This window comes from Glutamicibacter sp. MOO4 (assembly GCF_056934395.1).
In genome coordinates, this window is sequence record NZ_CM167800.1 from 560,304 (window position 1) to 584,069 (window position 23,766).

Annotated in this window: 27 protein-coding genes; 20 read left to right on the forward strand and 7 right to left on the reverse strand. The window is 55.4% G+C overall.

Annotation, left to right across the window (positions count from 1 at the left end):
* The first annotated feature begins 86 nt into the window (after window positions 1-86).
* The gene (locus AC1Z3F_RS02585; RefSeq protein ID WP_262198074.1) at window positions 87-1,142 is read left to right on the forward strand and encodes a glycoside hydrolase family 76 protein; all 1,056 of its coding nucleotides are present in this window, start codon (window positions 87-89) and stop codon (window positions 1,140-1,142) included.
* A gap of 62 nt (window positions 1,143-1,204) precedes the next feature.
* On the opposite strand, the gene lexA is transcribed toward AC1Z3F_RS02585, so the two are convergent.
* Entirely contained in the window at window positions 1,205-1,924 is a 720-nt protein-coding gene (lexA, locus tag AC1Z3F_RS02590; protein WP_131089917.1) for a transcriptional repressor LexA, read from the reverse strand.
* A gap of 257 nt (window positions 1,925-2,181) precedes the next feature.
* On the opposite strand from lexA, the gene AC1Z3F_RS02595 reads away from it, so the two are divergent.
* From AC1Z3F_RS02595 to AC1Z3F_RS02630, 8 genes are all read left to right on the forward strand, one after another.
* Complete coding sequence (locus AC1Z3F_RS02595; RefSeq protein ID WP_131089916.1) at window positions 2,182-2,535, forward strand: LysM peptidoglycan-binding domain-containing protein; 354 nt, start codon at window positions 2,182-2,184, stop codon at window positions 2,533-2,535.
* 81 nt (window positions 2,536-2,616) lie between these two features.
* Window positions 2,617-3,723, forward strand: coding sequence for a histidinol-phosphate transaminase (locus tag AC1Z3F_RS02600; protein ID WP_131089915.1), 1,107 nt, complete (start codon window positions 2,617-2,619; stop codon window positions 3,721-3,723).
* A 22-nt stretch (window positions 3,724-3,745) separates the two neighbouring features.
* Window positions 3,746-4,366: an imidazoleglycerol-phosphate dehydratase HisB gene (gene hisB, locus AC1Z3F_RS02605; protein ID WP_262198073.1), complete on the forward strand. Its 621-nt coding sequence runs from the start codon at window positions 3,746-3,748 to the stop codon at window positions 4,364-4,366.
* Window positions 4,367-5,002 (forward strand): imidazole glycerol phosphate synthase subunit HisH, encoded by a 636-nt coding sequence (hisH, locus tag AC1Z3F_RS02610; protein ID WP_131089913.1) that lies wholly within the window; start codon window positions 4,367-4,369, stop codon window positions 5,000-5,002. It abuts the gene before it with no gap.
* Between the two features lie 2 nt (window positions 5,003-5,004).
* Window positions 5,005-5,154, forward strand: a complete 150-nt coding sequence (locus AC1Z3F_RS02615; RefSeq protein ID WP_165477352.1) for a hypothetical protein — start codon at window positions 5,005-5,007, stop codon at window positions 5,152-5,154.
* 27 nt (window positions 5,155-5,181) lie between these two features.
* Complete coding sequence (gene priA / locus AC1Z3F_RS02620) at window positions 5,182-5,919, forward strand: bifunctional 1-(5-phosphoribosyl)-5-((5-phosphoribosylamino)methylideneamino)imidazole-4-carboxamide isomerase/phosphoribosylanthranilate isomerase PriA (RefSeq protein ID WP_131089912.1); 738 nt, start codon at window positions 5,182-5,184, stop codon at window positions 5,917-5,919.
* 221 nt (window positions 5,920-6,140) lie between these two features.
* Window positions 6,141-7,022: an SseB family protein gene (locus tag AC1Z3F_RS02625; protein WP_131089911.1), complete on the forward strand. Its 882-nt coding sequence runs from the start codon at window positions 6,141-6,143 to the stop codon at window positions 7,020-7,022.
* Window positions 7,023-7,062: 40 nt separating this feature from the next.
* On the forward strand, window positions 7,063-8,400 hold the full coding sequence (locus tag AC1Z3F_RS02630) for an MFS transporter (RefSeq protein WP_131089910.1): 1,338 nt from the start codon (window positions 7,063-7,065) through the stop codon (window positions 8,398-8,400).
* 22 nt (window positions 8,401-8,422) lie between these two features.
* Here the strand turns inward: AC1Z3F_RS02630 and AC1Z3F_RS02635 are convergent, their stop codons facing one another.
* Window positions 8,423-8,959: a GNAT family N-acetyltransferase gene (locus AC1Z3F_RS02635; protein WP_131089909.1), complete on the reverse strand. Its 537-nt coding sequence runs from the start codon at window positions 8,957-8,959 to the stop codon at window positions 8,423-8,425.
* Between the two features lie 125 nt (window positions 8,960-9,084).
* Window positions 9,085-9,450, reverse strand: coding sequence for a DUF1844 domain-containing protein (locus AC1Z3F_RS02640; RefSeq protein WP_131089908.1), 366 nt, complete (start codon window positions 9,448-9,450; stop codon window positions 9,085-9,087).
* Window positions 9,451-9,778: 328 nt separating this feature from the next.
* On the opposite strand from AC1Z3F_RS02640, the gene infC reads away from it, so the two are divergent.
* From infC to AC1Z3F_RS02685, 9 genes are all read left to right on the forward strand, one after another.
* Window positions 9,779-10,435 (forward strand): translation initiation factor IF-3, encoded by a 657-nt coding sequence (infC, locus tag AC1Z3F_RS02645; protein WP_242632564.1) that lies wholly within the window; start codon window positions 9,779-9,781, stop codon window positions 10,433-10,435.
* 166 nt (window positions 10,436-10,601) lie between these two features.
* Window positions 10,602-10,796 carry a 50S ribosomal protein L35 gene (rpmI, locus tag AC1Z3F_RS02650; protein ID WP_013348480.1) on the forward strand — a complete coding sequence of 65 codons (195 nt, stop codon included), beginning with the start codon at window positions 10,602-10,604 and terminating at the stop codon, window positions 10,794-10,796.
* Between the two features lie 103 nt (window positions 10,797-10,899).
* The gene (gene rplT / locus AC1Z3F_RS02655) at window positions 10,900-11,565 is read left to right on the forward strand and encodes a 50S ribosomal protein L20, sunset domain variant (protein WP_131089906.1); all 666 of its coding nucleotides are present in this window, start codon (window positions 10,900-10,902) and stop codon (window positions 11,563-11,565) included.
* Window positions 11,566-11,699: 134 nt separating this feature from the next.
* Entirely contained in the window at window positions 11,700-12,569 is an 870-nt protein-coding gene (locus tag AC1Z3F_RS02660; RefSeq protein ID WP_483566520.1) for a TrmH family RNA methyltransferase, read from the forward strand.
* A gap of 2 nt (window positions 12,570-12,571) precedes the next feature.
* Window positions 12,572-13,018: a (deoxy)nucleoside triphosphate pyrophosphohydrolase gene (locus AC1Z3F_RS02665; RefSeq protein ID WP_131089904.1), complete on the forward strand. Its 447-nt coding sequence runs from the start codon at window positions 12,572-12,574 to the stop codon at window positions 13,016-13,018.
* A 75-nt stretch (window positions 13,019-13,093) separates the two neighbouring features.
* Complete coding sequence (locus AC1Z3F_RS02670) at window positions 13,094-13,735, forward strand: LppM family (lipo)protein (RefSeq protein ID WP_131089903.1); 642 nt, start codon at window positions 13,094-13,096, stop codon at window positions 13,733-13,735.
* A gap of 141 nt (window positions 13,736-13,876) precedes the next feature.
* On the forward strand, window positions 13,877-14,956 hold the full coding sequence (locus AC1Z3F_RS02675; RefSeq protein WP_131089902.1) for a phenylalanine--tRNA ligase subunit alpha: 1,080 nt from the start codon (window positions 13,877-13,879) through the stop codon (window positions 14,954-14,956).
* Between the two features lie 3 nt (window positions 14,957-14,959).
* A complete protein-coding gene (pheT, locus tag AC1Z3F_RS02680) occupies window positions 14,960-17,500 on the forward strand; it encodes a phenylalanine--tRNA ligase subunit beta (RefSeq protein WP_131089901.1) in 2,541 nt (846 codons plus the stop codon).
* Between the two features lie 206 nt (window positions 17,501-17,706).
* Window positions 17,707-17,868, forward strand: a complete 162-nt coding sequence (locus AC1Z3F_RS02685) for a hypothetical protein (protein WP_165477351.1) — start codon at window positions 17,707-17,709, stop codon at window positions 17,866-17,868.
* A gap of 17 nt (window positions 17,869-17,885) precedes the next feature.
* Here the strand turns inward: AC1Z3F_RS02685 and AC1Z3F_RS02690 are convergent, their stop codons facing one another.
* Window positions 17,886-18,341, reverse strand: coding sequence for a GNAT family N-acetyltransferase (locus AC1Z3F_RS02690; protein ID WP_131089900.1), 456 nt, complete (start codon window positions 18,339-18,341; stop codon window positions 17,886-17,888).
* Window positions 18,342-18,456: 115 nt separating this feature from the next.
* Complete coding sequence (locus AC1Z3F_RS02695; RefSeq protein ID WP_131089899.1) at window positions 18,457-18,978, reverse strand: phosphoribosyltransferase; 522 nt, start codon at window positions 18,976-18,978, stop codon at window positions 18,457-18,459.
* Between the two features lie 294 nt (window positions 18,979-19,272).
* On the opposite strand from AC1Z3F_RS02695, the gene AC1Z3F_RS02700 reads away from it, so the two are divergent.
* Together AC1Z3F_RS02700 and AC1Z3F_RS02705 are read left to right on the forward strand one after the other, a co-directional pair.
* Window positions 19,273-20,787, forward strand: a complete 1,515-nt coding sequence (locus AC1Z3F_RS02700) for a DUF5129 domain-containing protein (protein ID WP_131089898.1) — start codon at window positions 19,273-19,275, stop codon at window positions 20,785-20,787.
* Entirely contained in the window at window positions 20,787-21,482 is a 696-nt protein-coding gene (locus AC1Z3F_RS02705; RefSeq protein WP_131089897.1) for a 4'-phosphopantetheinyl transferase family protein, read from the forward strand. Before AC1Z3F_RS02700 ends, AC1Z3F_RS02705 begins: the two co-directional genes overlap by 1 nt.
* A gap of 8 nt (window positions 21,483-21,490) precedes the next feature.
* On the opposite strand, the gene ppk2 is transcribed toward AC1Z3F_RS02705, so the two are convergent.
* Window positions 21,491-22,387 (reverse strand): polyphosphate kinase 2, encoded by an 897-nt coding sequence (ppk2, locus tag AC1Z3F_RS02710; protein WP_131089896.1) that lies wholly within the window; start codon window positions 22,385-22,387, stop codon window positions 21,491-21,493.
* 66 nt (window positions 22,388-22,453) lie between these two features.
* Complete coding sequence (locus tag AC1Z3F_RS02715; RefSeq protein ID WP_131089895.1) at window positions 22,454-23,755, reverse strand: M1 family metallopeptidase; 1,302 nt, start codon at window positions 23,753-23,755, stop codon at window positions 22,454-22,456.
* Window positions 23,756-23,766 lie beyond the last annotated feature (11 nt).

Here is a 23,766-nt window from a genome sequence, read left to right on the forward strand (position 1 = left end):
GCACCTACGGTGCGCCATCTAGATTCATTTACGCCAGATGCTAATGTCTGTGCCAAGTAGAGGAATCTTTATCTCCGGAAGGCACTATGGAGTCTTGGAAGACACTTGCCCGCACCGCCGCGCAAGACACCCACTCACGTTTTGGGCAACGTCTTCTTGGACTGCCCGGAACGTGGATTGGGCTGCCGTACAGCAAGGCGCACCAGCTTCGTGACGGCAGCATGCTCAGTGACCTCAACGGGATTTCGCATCCGCTACGCGAGTGGAATTACTGGTGGCAGGCTCATTACCTAGATGCCATCATCGACGACGGCTATGCCTACCTGGCTGACAATGACTTAGATGCAGCGCACCGGGAACTTCAGCGAGCCGTCGAGCTATTGCGGGGGATCCGGCTGCGGAACTTCGGTGTCTTCCCAAACTACTTTTTTGATGACATGGCTTGGCTAGCTTTGGCGAGCCAAAGATTACTTTCATTCTCACGTCGCCTTGATGGTCACAGCTCAGCTAATGCCAAACAGGCTGTCACCACTTTGAGAAAACAGCTCAACGGAGCCATTGACGATGTCCTAGATGGTGGAATGTATTGGTCCCGGAAGAAGGACTTCAAAAACGCGCCGGCTAACGCACCAGCCGCTCTATTTTTTGCCCGGAATGGTGAACGCGACCAATCACGGAAGCTACTTAGCTGGCTACGGGCAAGACTGTTTAGCATTGACAGCGGGCTGTACTTGGACGGGCTGCGGTTGGTGCCGGACGGGCACAGGATCGAGGACGCGCTCTATACCTATAACCAAGGGCCGGTTCTAGGCGCTTTGCTGGAGTTGGGATCAGATGCTGATTTAGAGCACTCAACAATGCTGATCCACGCCAGTGCACAATACTTGACCGACAGCACCGGTGCGCTTTCGCTGAACGGCGGTGGCGACGGCAACTTGTTTGCTGGAATCTTGGTCAGGTATCTGGCCCTGGCCGCTAATGATGTGCGCCTTGATGGCAGGACGCGGTCGACAGCACGCACGATGGTCGTGGCGACCGCCAACAGTTTGGTAGATCAGGAACCACGCAGGCTCTCGGCTGCAGTCCAGCGCTGGATGATATTCAGTGCAGCTGCTGCTTGTGAGTCCGACAGTCGAAATTGATTTAGCTAGACGATGTGGGGCAGATGCCAATGGCATCTGCCCCACATTGATCAGATCTCTATTTAGAGCGAACGCATTACCGAAACAACACGGCCCATGATCGTGGCCGCATCACCAAGAATAGGCTCGTAGCGGGAGTTCTGCGGCAACAGCCAAGTGTGACCGTCGCGCTGACGGAAAGTCTTTACAGTCGCTTCTTCGTCCAGTAAAGCGGCAACAATGTCGCCATTATCTGCAGTCTGCTGACGACGAACAACTACCCAGTCACCGTCGCAAATCGCAGCGTCGACCATTGAGTCGCCTGAAACCTTGAGCATGAACAGTTCTCCATGACCCACTAGCTGGCGTGGCAACGAGAAAACATCTTCCACGGACTGATCGGCAAGGATCGGACCACCTGCGGCAATTCGACCAACTAAAGGAACCATGGTGGTGTCGGCTGAAGTACTGAGCTCGATCACCATGGCATCGTCGGCAGCGGCAGTAGCGGGTACTTCCGTTGTCTGTGACTCGTCCTTATCGTCAGCCAACTGCAGCGGAAGAAGGATTTCCATTGCGCGGGGACGTCGAGGGTCGCGCCGAATGTATCCGAGCTTTTCGAGTTGGCTCAACTGATGAGTGACGCTAGACAAGCTCTTGAGGCCAACGGAGTCACCAATCTCACGCATCGATGGTGGATAGCCGTTCTTTCCGATAGACCGTTGGATCGTTTCCAGGATCTTCTTTTGGCGAATCGTCAGCGAACGGGCATTCGATCGCGGAGTGCGTTGTGAAGCTGACATGAGAGTTTGCCTTCCCTAGCAAGCAGTCGAAAGTTCGTGAGTCCAAACTGTCGGAGCTAGATGGTGTGATGTTTTCATTGCTCGTCTACTTCGAAATCTTAGTAGATAAGTTCCGTTCTTTCAAAGATTTGTTCGAAAACTTCTGGACAAGTTCGACAAAGCTCTGTTAGAACAGATGTACTAGATTCGAACAAGTCTTCGAATCTAAATCATCGAACACAACTTCGCATCACAACTATTTCTGAGGAGACATAGTCATGGCAACTGTCGCACTTGACTCAAACGAAACCCGTTCACCAATGAAGATCCGCATCAACCGCCGGGGCTGGGCCGTCCTTATCGGGATTCCAGTGTTCGCCTTAACTGTCGCCGCGGCCTTCTTCTTCTCGATGTTCGCGTCGGATGCTCACGCATCATCGGAAGTACCTGAGGGAGTTGAAACGGTAGACGTAACCGTCATCCCTGGCGATACGCTCTGGAGTCTGGCCAGCGAATACGCTGAAGGTTACGACGTCACCTCAGCCGTTAGTCACATCTCGGAAATGAACTCGCTTGATGGCACTCAGATTCATGTCGGCGACTCGCTGTCGATTCCAGTGCTTGCTGGCTAAAGGTAAAACGTGGTCAAGCGATTGTTACCTTGGTTCGTAGCGGATTCACTGCCCAAGCCCGTCCACACGTAGACTTGTTGCGTGAATGACCGCAGTGAACTTTTGAGTCAGCTGCCCTTGCGTGAGAATCTCCGCGGGCTATCCCCATATGGCGCACCACAAATCGACGTGCCCATCCAGCTGAATGTCAACGAGAACACCCATCCATTGCCAACTACGGTCGTGGAAGCCATCGCACAAGAAGTCGCCAAAGCTGCGACAACTCTTAATCGATACCCTGATCGCGAATTCACCGAACTTCGTGAATTGCTGGCCGACTATCTTGGCCACGGACTAACTGCAGAGAACATGTGGGCCGCCAACGGTTCCAACGAGATTCTGCAACAAATTTTGCAAGCATTCGGTGGTCCGAACCGAAGCCTAATGAGCTTTGGCCCAACCTATTCCATGTACCCGTTGCTGGCCAGCGGTACTGACACCGCGTACATCGCAGGAGAACGGGCAGAAGACTTCACGCTCTCTGCGCAGTCCGCCGCCGAACAGGTTCGCAAAAACAAACCGAACATCGTTTTCCTTTGTTCCCCCAATAACCCAACCGGCACCGCTCTCGGGCTTGATGTCATCACCGAAGTGTACGACGCAATGAGCGAACACAATGGTGTAGTCATCGTCGATGAAGCGTACGCCGAGTTCTCCCTGGCAAGTACTAAATCAGCACTCACCTTGCTTGAAGGCCGACAGCGTCTGATCGTTTCGCGGACCATGTCCAAGGCCTTCGGTCTGGCTGGAGCCCGCGTGGGTTACCTAGCGGCAGCGCCAGAAGTAACCGATGCGATTCGTTTGGTTCGATTGCCTTATCACCTCTCGGCAGTCACCCAAGCAACGGCCATCGCGGCCCTGAAAAACATTGAATTGTTGCTTGCTCAGGTTGAGGACATCAAAACCCAGCGTGACCGAATTGTTGATCGTCTCAAGGAATTGGGTCTCAAACCCTCAGTCTCAGACTCCAACTTTGTCTTTTTTGGCGGGCTCGCTGATCCCCACTCCATCTGGGAGGGGTTGCTGGAAGCTGGCATCATTGTCCGCGACAATGGGATCCCGGGTACGCTGCGCGTAACTGCCGGAACCGAATCAGAAACTACAGCATTCTTGGATCGTCTCGCCGAACTGCTCGGCGCGGACAACTAATCAGGATCAAGCGAAGGAAGACATGTCTGCCGAATTGATTGGCGCACGTCGCGCCCGCATGGAACGCGTCACCAGCGAATCGTCGATTTTTGTTGAGCTAGATCTCGACGGAACTGGCGTTTCTGAGATCAGCACCTCTGTGCCGTTTTACGACCACATGCTTACGGCGTTGTCTAAGCATTCGCTGATCGATCTCACCGTGCGAGCCACGGGTGACACTCACATCGATGTGCACCACACCGTTGAAGACACCGCGATCACCATCGGTGAGGTTCTGCGTGTAGCCCTTGGTAATAAGGCGGGAATTCGTCGGTTCGGCACCTCGTACGCGCCACTAGATGAGGCGTTGTCTCGTTCAGTGGTCGACGTTTCCGGTCGTCCGTACCTGGTGCACTCCGGTGAACCAGCTGGTCAGGAATACCACCTTATTGGTGGTCACTTCACCGGATCGATGACTCGCCACGTATTTGAAGCCATCACATTCCACGCTCAGATTTGTGCACACATCGAGGTCCTCTCTGGCCGCGACCCGCACCACATCGTTGAAGCTCAGTTCAAGTCATTTGCTCGTGCACTGCGCGAAGCAGTCGAACTTGATGAGCGCATGGGCGACAAGATTCCATCCACGAAGGGTGCCCTTTAAGTGGCAAAGAAAAATGTAGTAGTTCTCGACTACGGTTCGGGCAACGTCCGATCTGCCGTTCGTGCGCTGGAAGCTGCTGGCGCGTCGGTTGAACTCACGGCGGATCCAAAGAAAATTGTTGCTGCTGACGGTCTAGTCGTTCCAGGCGTAGGTGCCTACGCATCGGTCATGGAACAACTCACCGCTACCGGATCGCTTCGCTGGATTGGTCGCCGCATTGCCGGAGGACAGCCAGTCTTGGGTATCTGCGTTGGCCACCAAGTGTTCTTTGAACAAGGCGTGGAGCACGGGGTGAAAACCGAGGGCATCGGCGAGTGGCCGGGAACTGTGGAGCGTCTGAAGTCCGATGTTATCCCGCACATGGGATGGAACACCGTACAGCCTCCAGAGGGAAGCAAGCTTTTTGCTGGCGTTGAAAACGAACGATTCTACTTTGTTCACTCATACGCAGTGCAGAAGTGGGAATTTGACGTTACTCAGCCTGCCATGACACCACCGCAGGTCACGTGGAGTACGCACGGAACTCCGTTCGTCGCTGCAGTCGAAAACGGTCCGCTGTCGGCCGTTCAGTTCCATCCCGAAAAGTCTGGCGACGCTGGAGCCCGACTGTTGCGCAACTGGTTGGACACCCTCTAAACATGTGGACTATCGTGCTTGGGTTCGTCGGTGCTTTCCTCGCAGGTGGCGCCATCTCCCTCAAAAGCCAAAAGGCCCATATCTCTTGGGTTATCGCACTCTGGGTACTCGCAGGCATGAGCATCATCGCCGCGTGGATACTGACCCTTTAGAACATTCGCTACTTCACTAAGGACATTATGAGCGAGCAACCAATCCTCGAACTTTTGCCTGCCGTAGACATCGCCGGAGGACAGGCCGTGCGCCTAGTTCAGGGCGAAGCGGGCTCCGAGACTGGCTATGGCGACCCGTTAGAAGCCGCACTTTCATGGCAGAACGCTGGAGCTGAGTGGCTCCACCTCGTTGATTTGGACGCGGCATTTGATCGTGGCAGCAACGTCGAGATTGTCCAGCGCATCGCACAGGAACTGAACATCAAGGTTGAGCTCTCCGGCGGTATCCGCGACGATGCGTCCTTGGACCGTGCGTTGGAGTTCGGTGCCACTCGCGTGAACCTTGGCACCGCGGCACTTGAAAACCCTGAATGGACCAAAAAGGCGATTGCTCGCCATGGCGATAAAATTGCTGTGGGCATGGACGTGCGAGGCACTACGCTTTCAGGCCACGGATGGACCAAAGACGGTGGCGATCTATGGGAAGTTCTGGCACGTTTGGAAGACGCAGGATGCGCCCGCTACGTCGTAACTGACGTAACCAAGGACGGCACCTTGCGCGGACCAAATGTTGAATTGCTTCGCGAGATTGCTACTAAGACCAATAAGCCTGTTGTAGCTTCCGGCGGAATCTCTTCGCTAGAGGATCTGCGGGTATTGCGCGAACTTGTTCCTGAGGGTATCGAAGGCGCAATTATGGGCAAGGCTTTGTACTCTGGTCAGTTCACGCTTCAAGAAGCGCTGGACGTTGCCGGTCGTCGCTAACGCGAGCTGATCTTCACTATTGACGGTTTGAAAGCCTAGGCTTTCAAACCGTCAATTTTTTGTTCTGAAATTGAACTCACTGCAGCTGACCCAAATGACGGTAACTAGCTAGCGAATTGGGCAATTATTGACTGACGTCATCGACAAGTGGTGTTCAAGCTCATGAATGAAGAATCAAAACTACCCTGCACCAACATCGATTCCCCAGATAGCATGGACTTATGAGCACGGAGCACAACGAATCAGCGCCTAAACGCCACCTGCCGGGACACATCGTCGCCGCGCTGGCGCAGGCCGGTTCACCCGCCGACTCGGCAGGTCAGAGTTGGGATGGACGCGACCTTAGCGGTGAGGGCAACCCGCTACATAACTTTGATAAAGACGACGGCAGCGCCGACGCAAAAGTCATGGCGGCACTGACTGAGCTACAAGCCGGTCGCGGTTCCGAGCTGGAAGTTCACAAGGCCATGTCCTCAGCCCGAGTGTTTGTTGCCGTTGTAGCTCAGCTAGGCGAAGAAGCTATGGGTGACCACGGCTTCGCCGCTGATAAAGAAGCCGACATGGCACTGGTGAAAATCAAAGCACCGGATGGTCGTATGGCGCTTCCAATTTTCACCACGGTGGAACGACTTCAGGCTTGGCATAAGGAAGCTCGTCCGGTGGCAGTATTTGCTCCCCGCGCAGCACTCTCAGCGGTCAGCGAAGATTGCCAACTACTAGTTCTAGACCCTGGTAGCGAATTTACCTTTGTCCTTCGACGACCCGGGGTCTGGAACCTAGCCAAACAGATCGAATGGATTCCGAGTTATCAGAATCAGCAGATCGCCAACCTAGTCCAAAACGCCACCGAAGGTTTCACGCAGTTGCAGGCAGTGAAGCTGGCGCCGGGCAGGGGAGTAGGCTCAAGAACCAAGGACGGCCAAGTCGTTCTTGGCGGTGGTTCCGGACCAGAACTTAATTTACAGTTTGTTTTCGCACAGGGGACAAGCCCTAGCCAAGCGCAGGAAATTACCAGCGCAATTCAGGGACGACTGTCCCAAAACTCCGAATTCACCGAAGCGGTGGATTCTTTAGAACTTAGTTTGCACAGCGCGCCTAGCTAGACTCGGCGGGCTCCTTACCTAGCAAAGGAACACTTCGGGCATGAAAAGCTATTTGCAGATTTTGCGTCAGCCGCAGATTGCGCTGTTGTTGCTGATCGGCATGATTGCCCGACTTCCTCACTCGGCATTGAGCATGTTGTTGCTCTTGCACCTAGTAAATGACCTAGACCAGTCATGGGTATCAGCTGGCCTTGTCACCGCATTGATGACTGTTGGTATTGCTATCGGTGCGCCATGGCGTGGTGCTCGCGTTGACACCTGGGGCCTGCGCCGAGCCATGCTTCCCTCGGTGATCGTTGAGACCATCGTTTGGTGCACCGTACCGCACGTGCCGCTGGTCTGGGTTTATCCTTTGGCTTTCATCGGTGGCCTTTTCGCTCTGCCGGTATTCTCCGTGGTGCGTACAGCTCTGGGAATCATGACCACCGGAGAGCAACGTCGCACGGCCTTTGCTTTGGATGCCACCGCTACGGAACTCGTATTCATTGTTGGACCTGCCAGCGCAGGGATCGTCGCTACCCAGATCAGCAGCGTTATCGGACTGAGCGTTATTGGTGTTACCGCATCTCTAGCCGGTTTTGCCTTGATGATCCTGAATCCTCCAACACGAAGTGATGACCCGAAGGCCATAGCCTTGCGGTCTAACGCTCATGAAGAACGTCTCGGTGCGGAAGCCAGCTTTATCGCCGCAGCACCGATGGGTGTTCAAGAGGTTGAAGGCGAGCTGATCTTGGCCGGCTGGAAATCGGCGCGATCCCGCATCAAGAAACGTGGGCGGGCATTTAAAAGCCGGTTCAACTGGGTTAGCGCTTCGGTCCTGGCCGTATTCATTGCCTCGGCCGGTGCTGGCATGCTGTTGACCGGAACCGAAGTATCGATCGTCGCGGAGCTTGATGCATCAATGCAAAGCAACCAGTTGGGTCTGGTCTTCTTCTTCTGGTGCGGGGCCTCGCTGATCGGTGGACTCATCTACGGATCCATGAAGCGCGTTGTCTCGCCACTATTGCTCTTGCTGTTCATGGCGATCTTGACCATTCCCATGTACTTCGCGTGGGATACATGGTCCTTGGCTTTGCTCTCCGCTTTGCCAGGCTTCCTTTGCGCCCCGACATTGTCCGCTGCCTCAGAATGGCTCACGGATCTGGTGGCAGAAAAGCGCCGTGGCGAAGCCATGGGTTGGTATGGCTCTGCCATGACCGCCGGTACCGCTTTGGGCTCCCCGGTCACCGGACTATTTGTCGACAACGTCGGTCCTGATTACGCCTTTGTCGCCATTGGTGTCATGGCCGCAGTGGTTGTGCTCGTTGCGTTGGCTGCCCAGCAGATTCGTCGCCGGGTACGCCGTGCTCAGAAACGTCGTTGGGAAACCACCGTCTAATCGGCGGCATGACCGAAAGTTGTCAGCTCAGTCGTGAGTACATGTAGAGGTCCTTGGGTTTGCCGTTGATAATTTCCCAACCGCGAAGTAATCCCTCCCGTTCAAAGCCGCAGGCTTGCGCTGCGTGCCATGAAGCCAGATTCCACGGCTCTACATAAAGTTCGAGGCGATGAATGCCCGGATGCGCCAAACCCCAGATGCTGAGGGTTTCTAGTGCGCGAGTGATGATGCCACGGCCACGATGCTCCTTGGCGATCCAATACCCGATACTGGCCCGACCCCGGTCAGCGTTGCGTAGCCATAATCCAATCTGACCGACAACCAGATCAGATCCTGCATCGGCAATGGCGAAGGAATAGCCGGTTTTGTCGATGACCCGTTGGCGTTGGCGCTGAATAAAGCTCAGAGCTTGTTCACGCGTTGATTCAAAGGCAAGGGTAGTGATGTGTGAAATGTACTGATCTGCTGAAGCTTGCTGAACCGCCACAACGTCGTTGTCCAAAAAGGGACGCAAACGAAACGAGTTGGCATCGAGTGTTGGCTGTTCAAGGATCTTCATAATCCAACACTAGCGCTCACGCATTTGCAGGAAAGGCCGATTCGACGTGGCGGAGACAACAATGGGCCCGCTCCAAAGTGGAGTCGAGCCCATGATGTTAATCTCTTAAAAACTGCGAAAATTTCTTAGTTGACAGCGCCGGTGTACTTCTCGCCTGGACCCTTGCCGGGGGCATCTGGGATCAGTGAAGCTTCGCGGAATGCCAGCTGGAGGCTGCGCAGACCGTCGCGCAGAGGAGCTGCGTGCTGCGAGCCAATCTCCGGTGCGCCAGCGGTGACTAGGCCTGCAAGCGCGGTGATGAGCTTGCGTGCTTCGTCTAGATCTTTTAGTTCTTCGGCGTCTGCGCCTTCAGCAAGGCCGCATTTAACTGCTGCGGCGCTCATCAGGTGAACAGCTGCGGTGGTGATGATTTCTACGGCCGGAACTTCGGCGATGTCGCGCACCTGCTGATCGACGAGGTGCTGATGCGAGTTGGTGTCTTCGGTACTCATACTGCTAAGCTTGTCACAGACCGACTCGATGCCGGTACTTCTCATGACGTTCAGTTAGTTCTGGACAAGAGATTCGTACTAGTATTGAGCCATGCAAGTGGAGGCCATCTCCCACCCGCTGTCGCCGTTTCCAGGCTTCCGGGTACCTCGGCAGGATCGCAGTAATGCAATCTGAAAACGCAGGCGCAAATATTTGCGCCTATCGTTATGTCGTTTCTCTTTTGGCCTTCGCCTGCAATCGCAGACGGGGGCCTTCTTCGTTTGCGGTTATGATTACGAATTTCAGGAGTGACACATCAGCGATCCACGCATTAATGAGCGCATTCGCGTGCCAGAGGTACGTCTCGTCGGCCCCAATGGTGAGCAGGTAGGCATCGTCCGCATCGAGGACGCGCTTCGTTTGGCTCATGAGTCCGATCTGGACTTGGTCGAGGTGGCACCCAACGCCAAGCCTCCAGTGTGCAAACTGATGGACTTTGGCAAGTACAAGTACGAAGCCGCTGTCAAGGCTCGTGAAGCTCGTAAGAACCAGACCAACACGATCTTGAAGGAAGTACGCTTCCGTCTAAAGATCGATACTCACGACTACGAGACCAAGGTTGGGCATGCACTGCGCTTCCTGGGCGCTGGTGACAAGGTGAAAGCCATGATCCAGTTCCGCGGTCGTGAACAGCAGCGTCCAGAGATGGGTATCCGCTTGCTAGAAAAGTTTGCAGCAGACGTCGCTGAGGTCGGATTGATCGAATCCAGCCCACGCATCGATGGCCGAAATATGGTTATGGTTGTTGGTCCGCTGAAGAACAAGGCAGAGGCTCGCCGCGAACAACAGCAGCAGCAGAAGTCCGGTGGCCGTGATTCGGCTAAGCGCAAGATCCGCACCGACGCTCCAGCTGAGACCGAGGGCCAGAACGTTGCCGCTTCAATGGATGACGAAGCCCGCGCCAAGTTGGAGCAGGCGCGTCAGGCAGCTGAAGGCGACGCCTAGCCAAGCCTGTTGGGCTTTCGAGCCCGTCACCGTTTATGGTGAAGGATCTTCCTTTTCGGAAGATCCAACTACAAGAGAACAACAGCGGTCACCTCAACGGGGCCCGCTTCGGATGATCCCCATTCGGTAATTTTGCCGGATGGAGCACGTTAGGAGAACGGCAGCTATGCCGAAGTTCAAGACTCACAGTGGCGCCAAGAAGCGCTTCAAGCTCACCGGTAGCGGTAAGCTCGCTCGCCAGCAGGCCAACCGTCGCCACTACCTGGAGCACAAGTCCTCGCGCGTTACTCGTCGCCTGGCTTCTGACCAGATCGTCGCTAAGGCCGATGTAAAGACCATCAAGCGGATGCTGGGCCTCTAAGCTCTCCCTTTCGCAACACGGGGAAGTTATAACCCCACCACCATAGATTTCTCCCACCTTGCATAGTGCAAGCACTGGGGAACCGACTTGAAGGAGTACACACGTGGCACGTGTGAAGCGGGCAGTAAACGCCCACAAGAAGCGTCGCGTCGTTCTGGAACGCGCAAAGGGTTACCGCGGTCAGCGTTCGCGCCTGTACCGTAAGGCTAAGGAGCAGTTGCTCCACTCGTTCGTTTACAGCTTCAACGACCGTCGTAAGCGTAAGGGTGACTTCCGTCGCCTGTGGATCCAGCGCATCAACGCTGCATCCCGCGCCAACGGCATGACCTACAACCGTCTGATCCAGGGCCTGAAGGCTGCTGAGATCGAGGTTGACCGTCGTATGCTCGCAGAGCTGGCTGTTTCGGACTCGAACGCTTTCGCTACCTTGGTAAAGCTTGCAAAGGAAGCTCTTCCAGCTGACGTCAACGCTCCACGCGGTGCTGCTGAAGTTGCTGCTCCAAAGGCTGCTAAGGCACCTAAGGCTGCAAAGGCTCCAAAGGCTGCTGCAAAGTCCACCGAGGGCGAAGGCGTATTCAAGGCTGTTGAAGGCCAGGATGCTCCAGAAGGCTTCGTAATCAAGGGCAATGCCGACTCGAACAAGTACCACGTTCCAGGTTCGACCTGGTACGAGCAGACTGAAGCAGAGTTCTGGTTCAACTCGATCGAAGCTGCTAAGGCTGCAGGCTTCGAACCAGCTGGTGGAGAATCCCGCCAGCAGATGAAGTAAATCTTTTCTCCCTTTGAGCTAAGGCTCAGGTAGGACAGATCACACCGATGGGTGGGTACCGCGTTTACGCGGAACCCACCCATTAGTGTTTCTACCGGTATTCTCGATATATGAGCAGTTTTTCCGCTGAAGTGATGACCAATCCGCGCGCCGAGAAAGTAAAGGCCGTGGCCCGCCTGGCCAACCGCAAGGGGCGTGAAGCTACCGGGGAGTTCCTCGTCGAAGGACCCCAAGCGGTGCGAGAAGCACTTAAGGCCCACCTTGAGGACGATAATCTCGTCCAGGCTGTCTATGTAGTGGGCGGTTTCCTCGAAAGCCACGAGGAGTTTGATCAGCTTCTTGATCAGGCCCAAGTACCTACCCGGATTGTCACCGGCGAGGTACTGCACGCCATGGCTGGTACCCAGACCCCACAGGGCATATTGGCCGTTGCTGCCATCGCGCAACCACAACTGAGTGAAGTGCTGGCCACCAAACCAAAACTCATCGCAGTTTTGTGCCGCGTGCAGGATCCAGGCAACGCCGGAACCGTACTTCGTGCTGCAGACGCAGCCGGAGCCGACGCGGTAATCCTGACCAAGGGCAGCGTAGATATCTACAACCCCAAAGCCGTACGATCCACCGTTGGTTCACTGTTCCACCTGCCGGTGCTGAACAACATCGAATTTGAGCACCTCGTTGAAGCCGCTAAGACTACCGGAAGCCAAGTGCTAGCAGCCGACGGTTATGGTTCCCTAGACCTGGATGCCTTGCAAGACGCCGCCGTCTTGCGTGCACACGGCACCGGCGCTGCCCCGGCAGCTGGTGAGCCAGCTTTGGAAGCACCAACCCTATGGCTCTTTGGCAATGAAGGTCAGGGCCTAGACGAGGGCGAAAAGCAGGCAGCAGATCACAGCATTGCTGTGCCACTCTACGGAGTCGCTGAATCCTTGAACGTTGGCACCGCAGCCACTGTTTGTTTGTATGCCTCGGCTCGTGCGCAGCATTCAGCCAAGCAGGACTAAGCATGGATAGAGCACAAAACCTGAAGCAAATTGTCGCCGTAGCCATCGTTGATGACCTGCACTCACCAACCAAACTATTAGCTGCTAGGCGCAATCGCCCCGAATCTTTGGCCGGACTATGGGAATTCCCTGGCGGCAAAGTGGAACCGGGGGAGAGCGAAATCGCAGCCGTGCACCGAGAACTGCACGAAGAGCTAGGCGTAAAGATCCAGCTTGGTGCTTTGATTCCCGGACCGCACGCCCAAGGTTGGCAACTGAACGATTCGGCGGCCATGCGCATGTGGTTCGCTCAGATTATCGAAGGTGATGCCCAGACTCTGGACGGTCACGACCAGCTGGCCTGGTTGGACCTAGATCAGAGCATGCAGCAGCTGGTCCCATGGATCCCTGCTGATGCCCCAATCGTCACGGCATGCCTAGCCCAGGCCCGTCGAGGGCCCGTTGGCTAAAGACGCGTAAGCTTGAATGAATGCCCATTGAGACATTGCAACAAACTACCAAAAAATTCTGAGGAGCCCTTTTCAGTGAAGAAAGTGTTCAGCGTTATCGCGCTGGTCTTTACCGCAGTCCTAGCCCTGTCCGGTTGCGTCAACATGAACGCAGAAATCAACGTTGTTGGTCAGGACAAGACCACCGGCGTTGTTGAAGTAACCATAAACAAGGAAAATCTTCAGGGTCAGAGCCTGGACGAAGTGCTCGCTGCCACCGTGGACACCGCTGCCATGGAAAAAGAAATTGAAGGTCAGTGGACCTACAGCAAGGTCGAAGAGGGCGAGAACGTGGGCCTGCGCTTCGAAACCGACGGCACCAAGACTTACACCCAGTTGGCTGATGCCTTTAAAATCTTCGGCTTCCAGTTCGGCCTAGCCGACGACGGTAAAGAAGTTACCTTCTCCATGCCAGGGGACAAAGCCACCGTTGACCAAAACTTCACTGAAGCAAACTTGGAAGTAAATTTCCCCGGCGAAGTGACCTCTAACGGTCCAGGCGTTGTACATGGCAAGGCCGTCACCTTTGACCTGGTCAAGGGCGCCGAGGTCTACCAGGCCACCGGCAAATTTGATCACAGCCTGCTGTACTCGCTGGTCTTTGGTGGCGCATTGCTGGTCTTGAGCCTCATCTTCGTGGTGGTCTTCGCACCAAAGGGTGTCAAAGAGTCGCACTAAGCGAGCAAAAAACGCTTCGAGGTAAGAAGCTTCACGCCAAGGGCCCGTCATCGGTGAAACGATCACGGGCCCTTGGCAATAGAATGGAACCAAAGTGTTCTACGCGTAAGTACAAGATAAGAGTAAGGATCGATCGATCCCATGTCTGATCAGACAACTGGACAAGTTCCCGACGGGGAGTCAAATGTTCCGCATCCAACCGATGAAGCAGGAATTCAGCAGGCCGTTGAGGCTGCTCTAGCTGCCATCGAAGCTGCTGGAGACCTGAACGAACTCAAAGATGCCCGCCTTTCGCACACCGGCGAAAAGTCCGCACTGTCACTGGCCAACCGCCAAATCGGCAAGCTGGACAAGACGGAAAAGGCAATCGCAGGCAAGCTGGTAGGTTCAGCTCGCGGACGAGTCAACAAGGCCCTAGCGGCCCGCACCGTGGTGCTCGAAGAAGCCGAAGCTGAGCGCATCCTCGTTGAAGAGACCGTTGACGTTACCGCCGCACCGCGCCGCCGCTCGGTTGGCGCACGCCACCCACTCTCGGTGCTCCAAGACCGTGTGTCCGACATCTTTGTTGGCATGGGCTGGGAAATCGCCGAAGGCCCCGAGGTTGAATCCGAGTGGTTCAACTTCGACGCGCTGAACTTCAAGCCGGATCACCCGGCCCGCGAAATGCAGGATACCTTCTTCATTGAGCCTGCCGACGCACACCTGGTGTTGCGTACCCACACCTCACCGGTACAGGTTCGCTCCATGCTCCAGCGTGAGGTGCCAGTGTACGTATTGTGCCCTGGACGCACCTTCCGCACCGATGAGCTGGATGCCACCCACACCCCGGTCTTCCACCAGTTTGAAGGTCTGGCCGTGGACAAGGGCCTGACCATGGCCGACTTGCGCGGCACCTTGGAGCACTTCGCTCGCCAGATGTTTGGCGAAGAAGCCCAGATCCGTCTGCGCCCAGCGTACTTCCCATTCACCGAGCCATCGGCCGAGCTGGACATCTGGCACCCAGGTGCCAAGGGTGGGCCACGCTGGATCGAATGGGGCGGTTGCGGCATGATCAACCCGAACGTATTGCGAGCTGCAGGCATTGACCCTGAAGAGTACTCGGGCTTTGCCTTCGGCATGGGCATTGAGCGCACGCTCATGTTCCGTAACGATGTCCCGGACATGCACGACATGATCGAGGGCGACATCCGTTTCAGCCAGCACTTCGGGATGGAGATCTAAGTAATGCGTATTCCACTATCTTGGCTGCGCGAATATGCGCAGGTACCGGCCGACGCATCGGCCGAAGACATCATGGCGGACCTGGTAAAGGTTGGCCTTGAAGAAGAAGACGTGCACCGTCCCAGCGACGAGCTTTCGGGCCCGATCGTGGTTGGCCAGGTGCTCTCCTTGGAAAAGGAAGTTGCCTCCAACGGCAAGACCATCAACTGGTGCCAGGTCCGCGTGGTCCCAGAAGGTACCGAGCAGACCCTGACCGGTAAGGGCATCGACCCAACAGGTGTACAGGGCATCGTTTGCGGTGCGCACAACTTTGTGGAGGGCGACAAGGTAGTTGTCACGCTTCCCGGCGCTGTGCTGCCCGGTGACTTCAAGATTTCGCCACGCAAGACCTACGGCCACACCTCGGCTGGCATGATCGCTTCCTCGCGCGAACTGGGCATCGGTGATGACCACGACGGCATCATCGTGCTTTCCAACTACGGTCTTGACCCAGAAGTTGGCACCGACGCATTCGAGCTCTTCGGACTTGATGACCAGGCTGCTGAAATCAATGTGACCCCGGACCGTGGCTACTGCTTCTCCATTCGTGGCGTAGCCCGCGAATACGCACTGGCCACCGGCACTTCCTTCACCGATCCAACCACCACCGTGGTTGTTTCTGAAGCTAGCGCTGCGGGCCACGAAGTCACTTTGGCTGACGCTGCACCGATCTACAACGTTCCTGGCTGCAGCCGTTTTGTCACCCGCGAAGTCACCGGCATTAACCCGAGCTTGCCAACCCCACGCTGGATGGCTTCACGCCTACAGCTGGCTGGCATGCGTTCGATTTCTCTACCCGTAGACATCTCCAACTACGTCATGCTTGAACTCGGTGCACCACTGCACTTCTACGACGCTGACAAGCTCACCGGTGGTATCACCGTGCGCCGCGCCAACGCTGGCGAGAAGCTAACCACCTTGGACGACAAGGAGCGCGAGCTCTCCACCGAGGACCTGCTGATCACCGACGAGTCCGGAGCACTAGGCATTGCCGGTGTTATGGGGGGAGCGTCCACCGAAGTCTCGGGGACCACCAGCCGCGTGCTGATCGAGGCCGCTCACTTTGATGCGGTATCCATCGGCCGTTCACGTCGCCGTCACAAGCTACCTTCCGAAGCATCCAAGCGTTTTGAACGCGGCGTAGATCCACACATCATGCAGGTTGCAGCACAGCGTGCGGTCAACTTGTTGGTGGAACTAGCTGGCGGTACCGAAACCACCAACATCACCGACGCTGGCGCGCAGCCAGCCGACGTGCAGATTCAGTTGCCTGCTGGTTTTGCCGGCGCACTGATTGGTGTTGACTACACCGACGAGCAGACCGTTGCTGCCCTAGAGGGCATCGGTGCAAGCGTTGAGCAGAACAGTGCTGGCTTCTTGGTCACCGCTCCAAGCTGGCGCCCAGACCTGGCCATCAAGGAAGACCTGGTTGAAGAAGTAGCCCGAGTAGTTGGCTACGACAAGATTCCAGCAACCTTGCCAGTGGCGCCTCCGGGCCGTGGTTTGACTCGTGCACAGTCGCAGCGTCGTCGCCTGCTTCAGGGCTTGGCTGACGCCGGACTGACCGAGATTCTGTCCTACCCGTTTGTCTCCGAGTCGCAGAACAACACCTTCGGTGCTGCGCAGGCTGGGACCGAGGTCAAGGCCATCTCGTTGGCTAACCCGATCTCCAAGGAATTCCGATTCCTTCGCACCAGCTTGCTACCAGGACTGCTGGAAACCGCACGCCGCAACATTGGCCGTGGCTTCCGCGATCTGGCCTTGTACGAGGGCGGTCTGGTGTTCTTGCCAGGAGCGCAGCTCGGTTCCTCGGTACTTCCACCGTTGGGCGTCAAGCCTAGTGATGAAGTACTGGCCGAATTGTTCAATGGTGTACCTAACCAGCCATGGCACTTGGCTGCAGTCTTCACCGGTAACGAGGCTTCGGCTGCGGCCGGCTTCGCGCCACGTGCGTGGGATTGGGCTGACGCACTGGACGCGGCCCACACCGTGGCAGAAATCCTCGGCGTAGAGCTCGAAGTTGCTCAGGGAAATCACCAAGCATTCCACCCGGGCCGTGCCGCAACCTTGAAGGTTGCCGGCGAGGTTGTTGGTTACGCAGGTGAATTGCACCCACAGCTGCTCAAGGATTCGGACCTGCCAGCACGCACCGTGGCTATGGAACTGAACGCCGCAGCACTGATGGAGGCAACTCCTGCTGTGGTAGTTGCGCCGCAGCTTTCCACTCAGCCGCTGGCTACTCAAGACGTCGCCTTGGTCGTTGACCAGGACGTCGTTGCCGGAGACGTACTAGCTGCACTGCGCGAAGGCGCAGGGGAGCTGCTTGAAGATGTTGCACTCTTCGACGTCTACCAGGGCAAGGGTATTGAAGAAGGCAAGAAGTCTTTGGCTTTCGGTCTTCGCTTCCGAGCTACTGATCGCACCCTGACTGCTGATGAAGCTTCAGAGGCGCGGGCCGCCGCCGTCGCAGTGGCAGCAGACAAGTTTGGTGCTACTCAGCGCTAACGCAGGTTTGCCGATGCCCCGGTGTTTGTTTCGATTTTTTTATCTGAGCAAGCACCGGGGCATTCTTGTGCGCAACCGCGCCCGAAAGTGGCGACTACAATTAATCTTGAGAAAGCTCTAAAGGGCTACGAGATGCAAAGGTGGAGTGACCGGCAGTGAAGGGTCTACGTTCTTGTGGTGCGGTACTTCTAATTTTATTTCTTGGAATGCTCGCCATTGCTGCACTAATCGCTGCTGGCTGGGGTGTTGTAGTCTTCATCGAACGCGGCGCCGGGGCACACCTCAAAGATGAACCGACACCTAGTTACCAACCAACGGACGAGCCTGTTGATCCATTGCGTCCAACCAGTGGAACCATGGCGCCTTAACTATTTGATGGCGGCGACTAAACGACGCTTTGTCGCATCGTAATTAGCTCTGCAGTGTCTTCTTGGACCACGAACCCAAGGCGTTGTAGTACCTTGAGCGACGCTTTGTTTTCCGGCATCACGCGCGCCATCAGCTGGCTAAAGCCCACCGCATTTAGCGCTTTGATACCTAGTGCTACGATCGCTTTCGCCAATCCCTGACCCCAAAATTCTGGGGCAATCCAATAACCGATTTCGGTTGCCTGCTCGCGCTGCACGGCAGTAAACAACCCGACCCTAATACCGTCTCTTCGAGCGACAAACCAAGAGATTTCAGGACTGTTTATCGCATCCTCAATACGTTGCCCCGTGTATTGATCGCTCCATGGCTGACCGTCACCGATGTAGGCAGTAATCCTCTTATCGGCAGCCAATTGCGCGATAAAATCTGCGTCGGCTTCGGTCAGAGCGGTCAGCACAATAGATGGATCCATAGGCTCAGCCTAGGACATCTGCATTCGCGGATTCTAATGTTGCTTATTAGATGGTTGCTTATTAAACACTGCAGGGAACGACCATCAGATCGTTCCCTGCAGTGTCAGAAAATATTTACTTTGCTCCACCAGCGGTGACCGGTGGCAGATCCGACCATGGGAAAGTGATCCACTTGTCGGTGCGGCGCCATTCGTAGTCTGGAACCATGATGGTGCGTGGCTTGGTGTAGAGGCAAACGGTCTTGACCTCTGCGCCCCAAGCGGAAACCAACTCGACAACCTTTTCCAGGGTGCGGCCCGAATCCGAGACGTCATCAACGATCAGGATCTTCTTGTCACGCAGGTGGCCGTCATCCAGCATTGGAGGCAGAACTACTGGTTCTGGCAATACGGTGCCGATGCCGGTGTAGAACTCGACGTTGAGGGCGCCGCAGGCCTTGACACCCAGCGCGTAGGAGATCGATCCGGCCAAGAGTAGGCCACCACGCGCAACAGCCAAAACGATGTCTGGCTCAAAGCCACTATCGACAACGGTCTGTGCAAGTTCGCGGGAGGCTGCGCCGAAGGTATCCCAAGTAAGGATCTCGCGTTCCGGCTCTGAAAGGACGGATGCGCCTGAATCATCAATGCTAGTCATTCTGTAATATTAGCGCCGAATTCGGGGCAATGTTGCACGGTTCAAACCAATCGTTCACTTTTTCCTCCCAAGCCCGGAGGATTCTTATCCGCTGATTAGGCGTGAATAGGTATGCAATGGACCTGCTTGAGGAATCCATCACTTTTCGGGAAACCGGGGTTGGAACGAACACGTTGTGACCCTAATGCGCCAAAAGCAGCCTCAAGAATGATCGGTGCCACATTCTGACTCGCTAGGATAGGGGAAAGGCCATCGACCGGAGATAACCCGGAAACCCGATGAAGGAGACGCGACATGGGCCCACGAACTTGGAACATTTCACTAGTCGGTGCCTTAACGGTGCTCTCCTTGGGGCTGATCGGAGTCCTGCCTGCCGCGCAAGCGGCCAACTCAGTGCAAGTCGCAGCCGGGCAGAACCTAGAATCGGTCACCATCGATGACTCCACGGGAAAACTTAATAAGCAGCGGCTGCGCGACGCCTTGGAAGACCTCGATTTTAACGAGCCAACAGACGTTGCAATTTATGCCCGCAACGGCGAATACTCCGATGACATCAACACCAAAACTCTTGATTACGCTAAGTCATCACATCCGGAATGGATATCTGACAAGCCTGAAGACTACGGCGACTACTGGGCCGACGGACTATTGATCATCACCCTGTCCATCGAAGGACCGGGAGATGGACAGATCGGAACGTACTTCGGCGAAGACCGTAAAGTCTCCGAGAGCGCCATAGAGAGCATCCATGAAGCTGGCCACGATGACTTTAATCTTTCCCGTTGGACTGACGGCGTCATCGCTGTCGCCGACCAAGCATCCGTGATCATGAATCGCCCCTGGTACCAGCACCCGGCCTTATGGATCACCAGTGGTGTCGGTGGATTTGTCGCTCTCATCGTGGGTGGCTTTGCACTGCATACCCGGTCCACACGACGAGAAACTTTTGCAGAAGAACTGCAACAAGGATCCGTGCATCTGACCAACGTCACCATGGACTTAGAAGAAACCGAATTGGCGGCCCGTACACTGCCGTCCACTTCAGCGCACGCCTCCGAGCTGGAACAGCGTTTCAGCAAGTTCATGACCAAATACCGTGCCTGCTTCGAAGCCCAGCAGTCGCTAGAAAGTTCAAACAAAAAGGAACGTTCCAGCGCCGAAGGTGTTCGCCTTACTAAGGAGTTCCGGGAGTCAGCGCAGTCCCTGGATCTGACCGATGACGCCATCATCGCTGCGTCTGCGCTCTATACTCGTTCGGCCTCCTGGCAAGACGCATGGCATGCACAGATCAAGCCGCTGGAAGATGACCTGGAGGAGATCAAGGGATTGGTCCATGATCTCGAACCAGAGCTGCAGGGCAGTGCAGCCGCATTGACTTCCTACCGGGAAATAGCAATCACCAAACTCAACGAGCTGTCGGCACAGCTGACGCAAGAATCAATCACCGTGGATCAAGCGCTCGATGGATTATCTGCCTTGCGTGCCGAGCTGAGCGAAAAGTTGGATATCTTCGCTCAAGCGCAAATCGAAGTGTATGCACAAAACGTAGAAGAGAAGGCCGATATGCAATCGGCGCTTAAGAAATCCCGATATGAAACCGGCGCGTTTTCGGGTCGCTCGGGCACCATCTTGGACGTGCTGAATCCCGCTACGATGTATTGGCGCGTGGGTAGTTATAACCACGGATATTCCACGGGCGTCAGTGCAGTGACTGCCTCGCGTGAAGCAGCGAGTTCCTCTGGGGGAGTGTCGGGCGGATACTCTGGTGGCGGAAGCTTCTCCGGTTCGGGTGGGTCTTCCCACTTCTAATGAAAGGCAACGATATCTTCGCATCGCTCTTGCCGTCTTCGGTGTACGTAGTTCAGTCCCGTACCGAGCTGGAGGATACCGAATCCTATGGAGAAGAAGAACGGTATATCGCCAATGCGGTGCCTGAACGACAGCATGAATTTCGTACCGTCCGGGTCTGCGCTCGCCGAGCGTTGGGGCAACTGGGTCATGCGGGTATTGCCTTGGTTCCCGATGAAAAACGGGCACCGGTTTGGCCCGCTGGCGTTGTGGGGAGCATGACCCATTGTGTTGGCTTTCGGGCAGCCGCAGTAGCCTCCACCAACGATATTCGCGGTCTTGGCATCGACGCCGAATTACATGCTTCACTGCCTGCCGAAACCCTCGACATCATTTTGCTTCCCGAAGAACAACGGATGGTTGGCGAGCTAAATTCGCGCTATCCGGAAACGGCCTGGGATCGGCTGATTTTCAGTGCCAAGGAAAGTGTCTTCAAAGCATGGTTCCCGCTGACTAGGCAGTGGCTGGATTTCTTGGAATGCCGGATTATCCTTGATGCGCAGGCCCACAGTTTCCACGCTGAAATTCAGGCCAAAGGATCGGTTGCCGCAGAGCATGATCTCACGGTGATGAATGGGCGCTGGATAGCAGAAGGCCCGAGCGGCCAAGGGCTGCTGGGGACCTGCATTACCGTTCCGCTAGCGGCGGTGTGCTAGGTGCGGAGCTAGAATTCTTCACCGTGTGTGATGACATTGGCAGCGCGTCCCACGATGTGTGGGTCAGGGGAACCAACCAGGTCATGATCTTTTCCCTTGTAGTCAAAGAGATCAAGCACGTGTCGCATCGCTTGGAGTCGGGCTCGCTTTTTGTCATTAGACTTCACCACGGTCCACGGAGCATGATCGGTATCAGTCTTGAGGAACATTTCTTTCTTTGCTTCCGTGTACTTCTCCCATTTATCCAAAGATTCAAGATCCATGGGGGAGAGCTTCCACTGGCGCACTGGGTCAATGCGGCGAATCGTGAAGCGAGTGAGCTGTTCACTAGAAGAGACCGAGAACCAGAACTTCACTAGATCGATGCCTTCGTCGACCACCATCTTTTCAAAGGATGGAGTCTGCTCAAGAAAGTGATCTACCTGTTCCGGAGTGCAGAAACCCATCACGCGCTCTACTCCGGCCCTGTTGTACCAAGATCGGTCAAAGAGAACGATTTCCCCGGCTGAGGGGAAATGTTGCACATAACGCTGGTAGTACCACTGAGTTGATTCACGTTCGCTGGGTTTCTCCAGCGCCACCACACGAGCACCGCGCGGATTCAAATGCTCGGTGAAACGCTTGATCGTGCCGCCCTTACCCGCTGCGTCACGGCCTTCAAAAACAATCATGATGCGACGCCCGTTGGCCTTAACCCATTTTTGAAGCTTCAGCAGCTCAATTTGCAGGGCACGTTTTTCAACTTCGTAAGTATCACGGTCAAGCTTCTCGTTGTAAGGGTAATCTTCACGCCACGTGTCAACGACAGTTCCGTCGGCGCGCAACAACACTGGGTCGTCATCATCGTCGTCAAGCACCGAAAAACCGCGGAACGCTTCGTCAAGCAGGGGGACTTCTACACTCATACTTCTCAGCCTAAAATTTCAGAATGAACGGTTAGTGAACTCGTACTGAACTGGAATGGCGCGAGGCTATGCCGGGAAATCAGGCAACCTTTGTTCGGTTAACCAAGCAGTCAAGATTCCTTCAACGTCGACGTTCGTCGCATGCTTTTTTACGTGTTTGGCAAACTTCTCTGTGTTCACAGAAGCATGCTGATATGTGCTGGTCCAGTCCTGGAGCATGGCGTAAAAAGTCTTGTCACCAAGAGCCGTCAACAGAGCGTAGAGCGTGAGCGCACCGCGCTTGTACACGCGGTCATCAAACATGTCTTCGGGGCCCGGATCACCGACCTGCAGATCTTGGGGGAGGCCATCGAGCATTTCCCAAGCCGTGCGAGCACGCTGTTCGAGGGACATGATCTTTGCCTGATCTGAATAGACCCACTCGCTGAAGCAAGCGAATCCTTCGTTGAGCCAAATGTCTTTCCACCGCTCGGGGGTCAGCGAATTGCCAAACCACTGATGGGCAAATTCGTGAGCGATCAGTCGTTGGTCTTCCCATTCCAACGACAAATGGTTCCGGCCGAAAATGCTCATGCCTTGGGCTTCCAACGGAATCTCAAGGTCATCGTCAACAACAACAATCTTGTAATGTTCAAAGGGATAAGGGCCGAACTTCAGTTCAAAGATTTGTGCCATGTCAGCTTGCTTCGCAAAGGCTCCGCGCACCGCGAGGTCATTGCCCGGTACGGAGTAAGCCAGCAGGTGTCCACCACGGTCAAAGGAAATTTCTGCGTAGCGGCCAATCTGCAAGGTTGCCAAGTAGGTTGCCATTGGTTCACGTGCCTCATAAACCCACGTATTTCGGCTTGCCGAACGGCGATGATCCATCAACTCGCCGTTGGCAACAACCCGGTAGCCGGCGTCGGTAGAAACCTCAAAACGATACGAAGACTTGTGACTCGGGTGGTCATTGCAGGGGAACCAAGTTGAAGCGCCCACTGGTTGTCCGGACACCAAAATACCGTCGGTTAACTCTTCCCAGCCGACCTCGCCCCACTGTCCGTTATCTACGCTGGGGTTACCTCCGTAGCGCAATTGAAGTTCGATCTGATCCCCGGCTTTGACCCGGCTTGGGGTGGCAACAACTACTCTGTGGTGCTTTTTGCTGACAGAAACCTTGCGACCTTGGCATGTGGCTTTGACGATTTTTAGCCCGTTGAGGTTCAGTTCAATTTCGTTCAGGTCTTCGAGCGCTCGTATACGTAGGGTGGCTCGGCCATCAAGGTGATTACTGGCAAGTTTGACCACTAAGTTCACGTCGTAATGCTCTACCGTGTAGCTTCCGGAGCCATAGTGTTTGGTGTACTCATCCAAAATGCGATGGGGCATATCTCTACGTA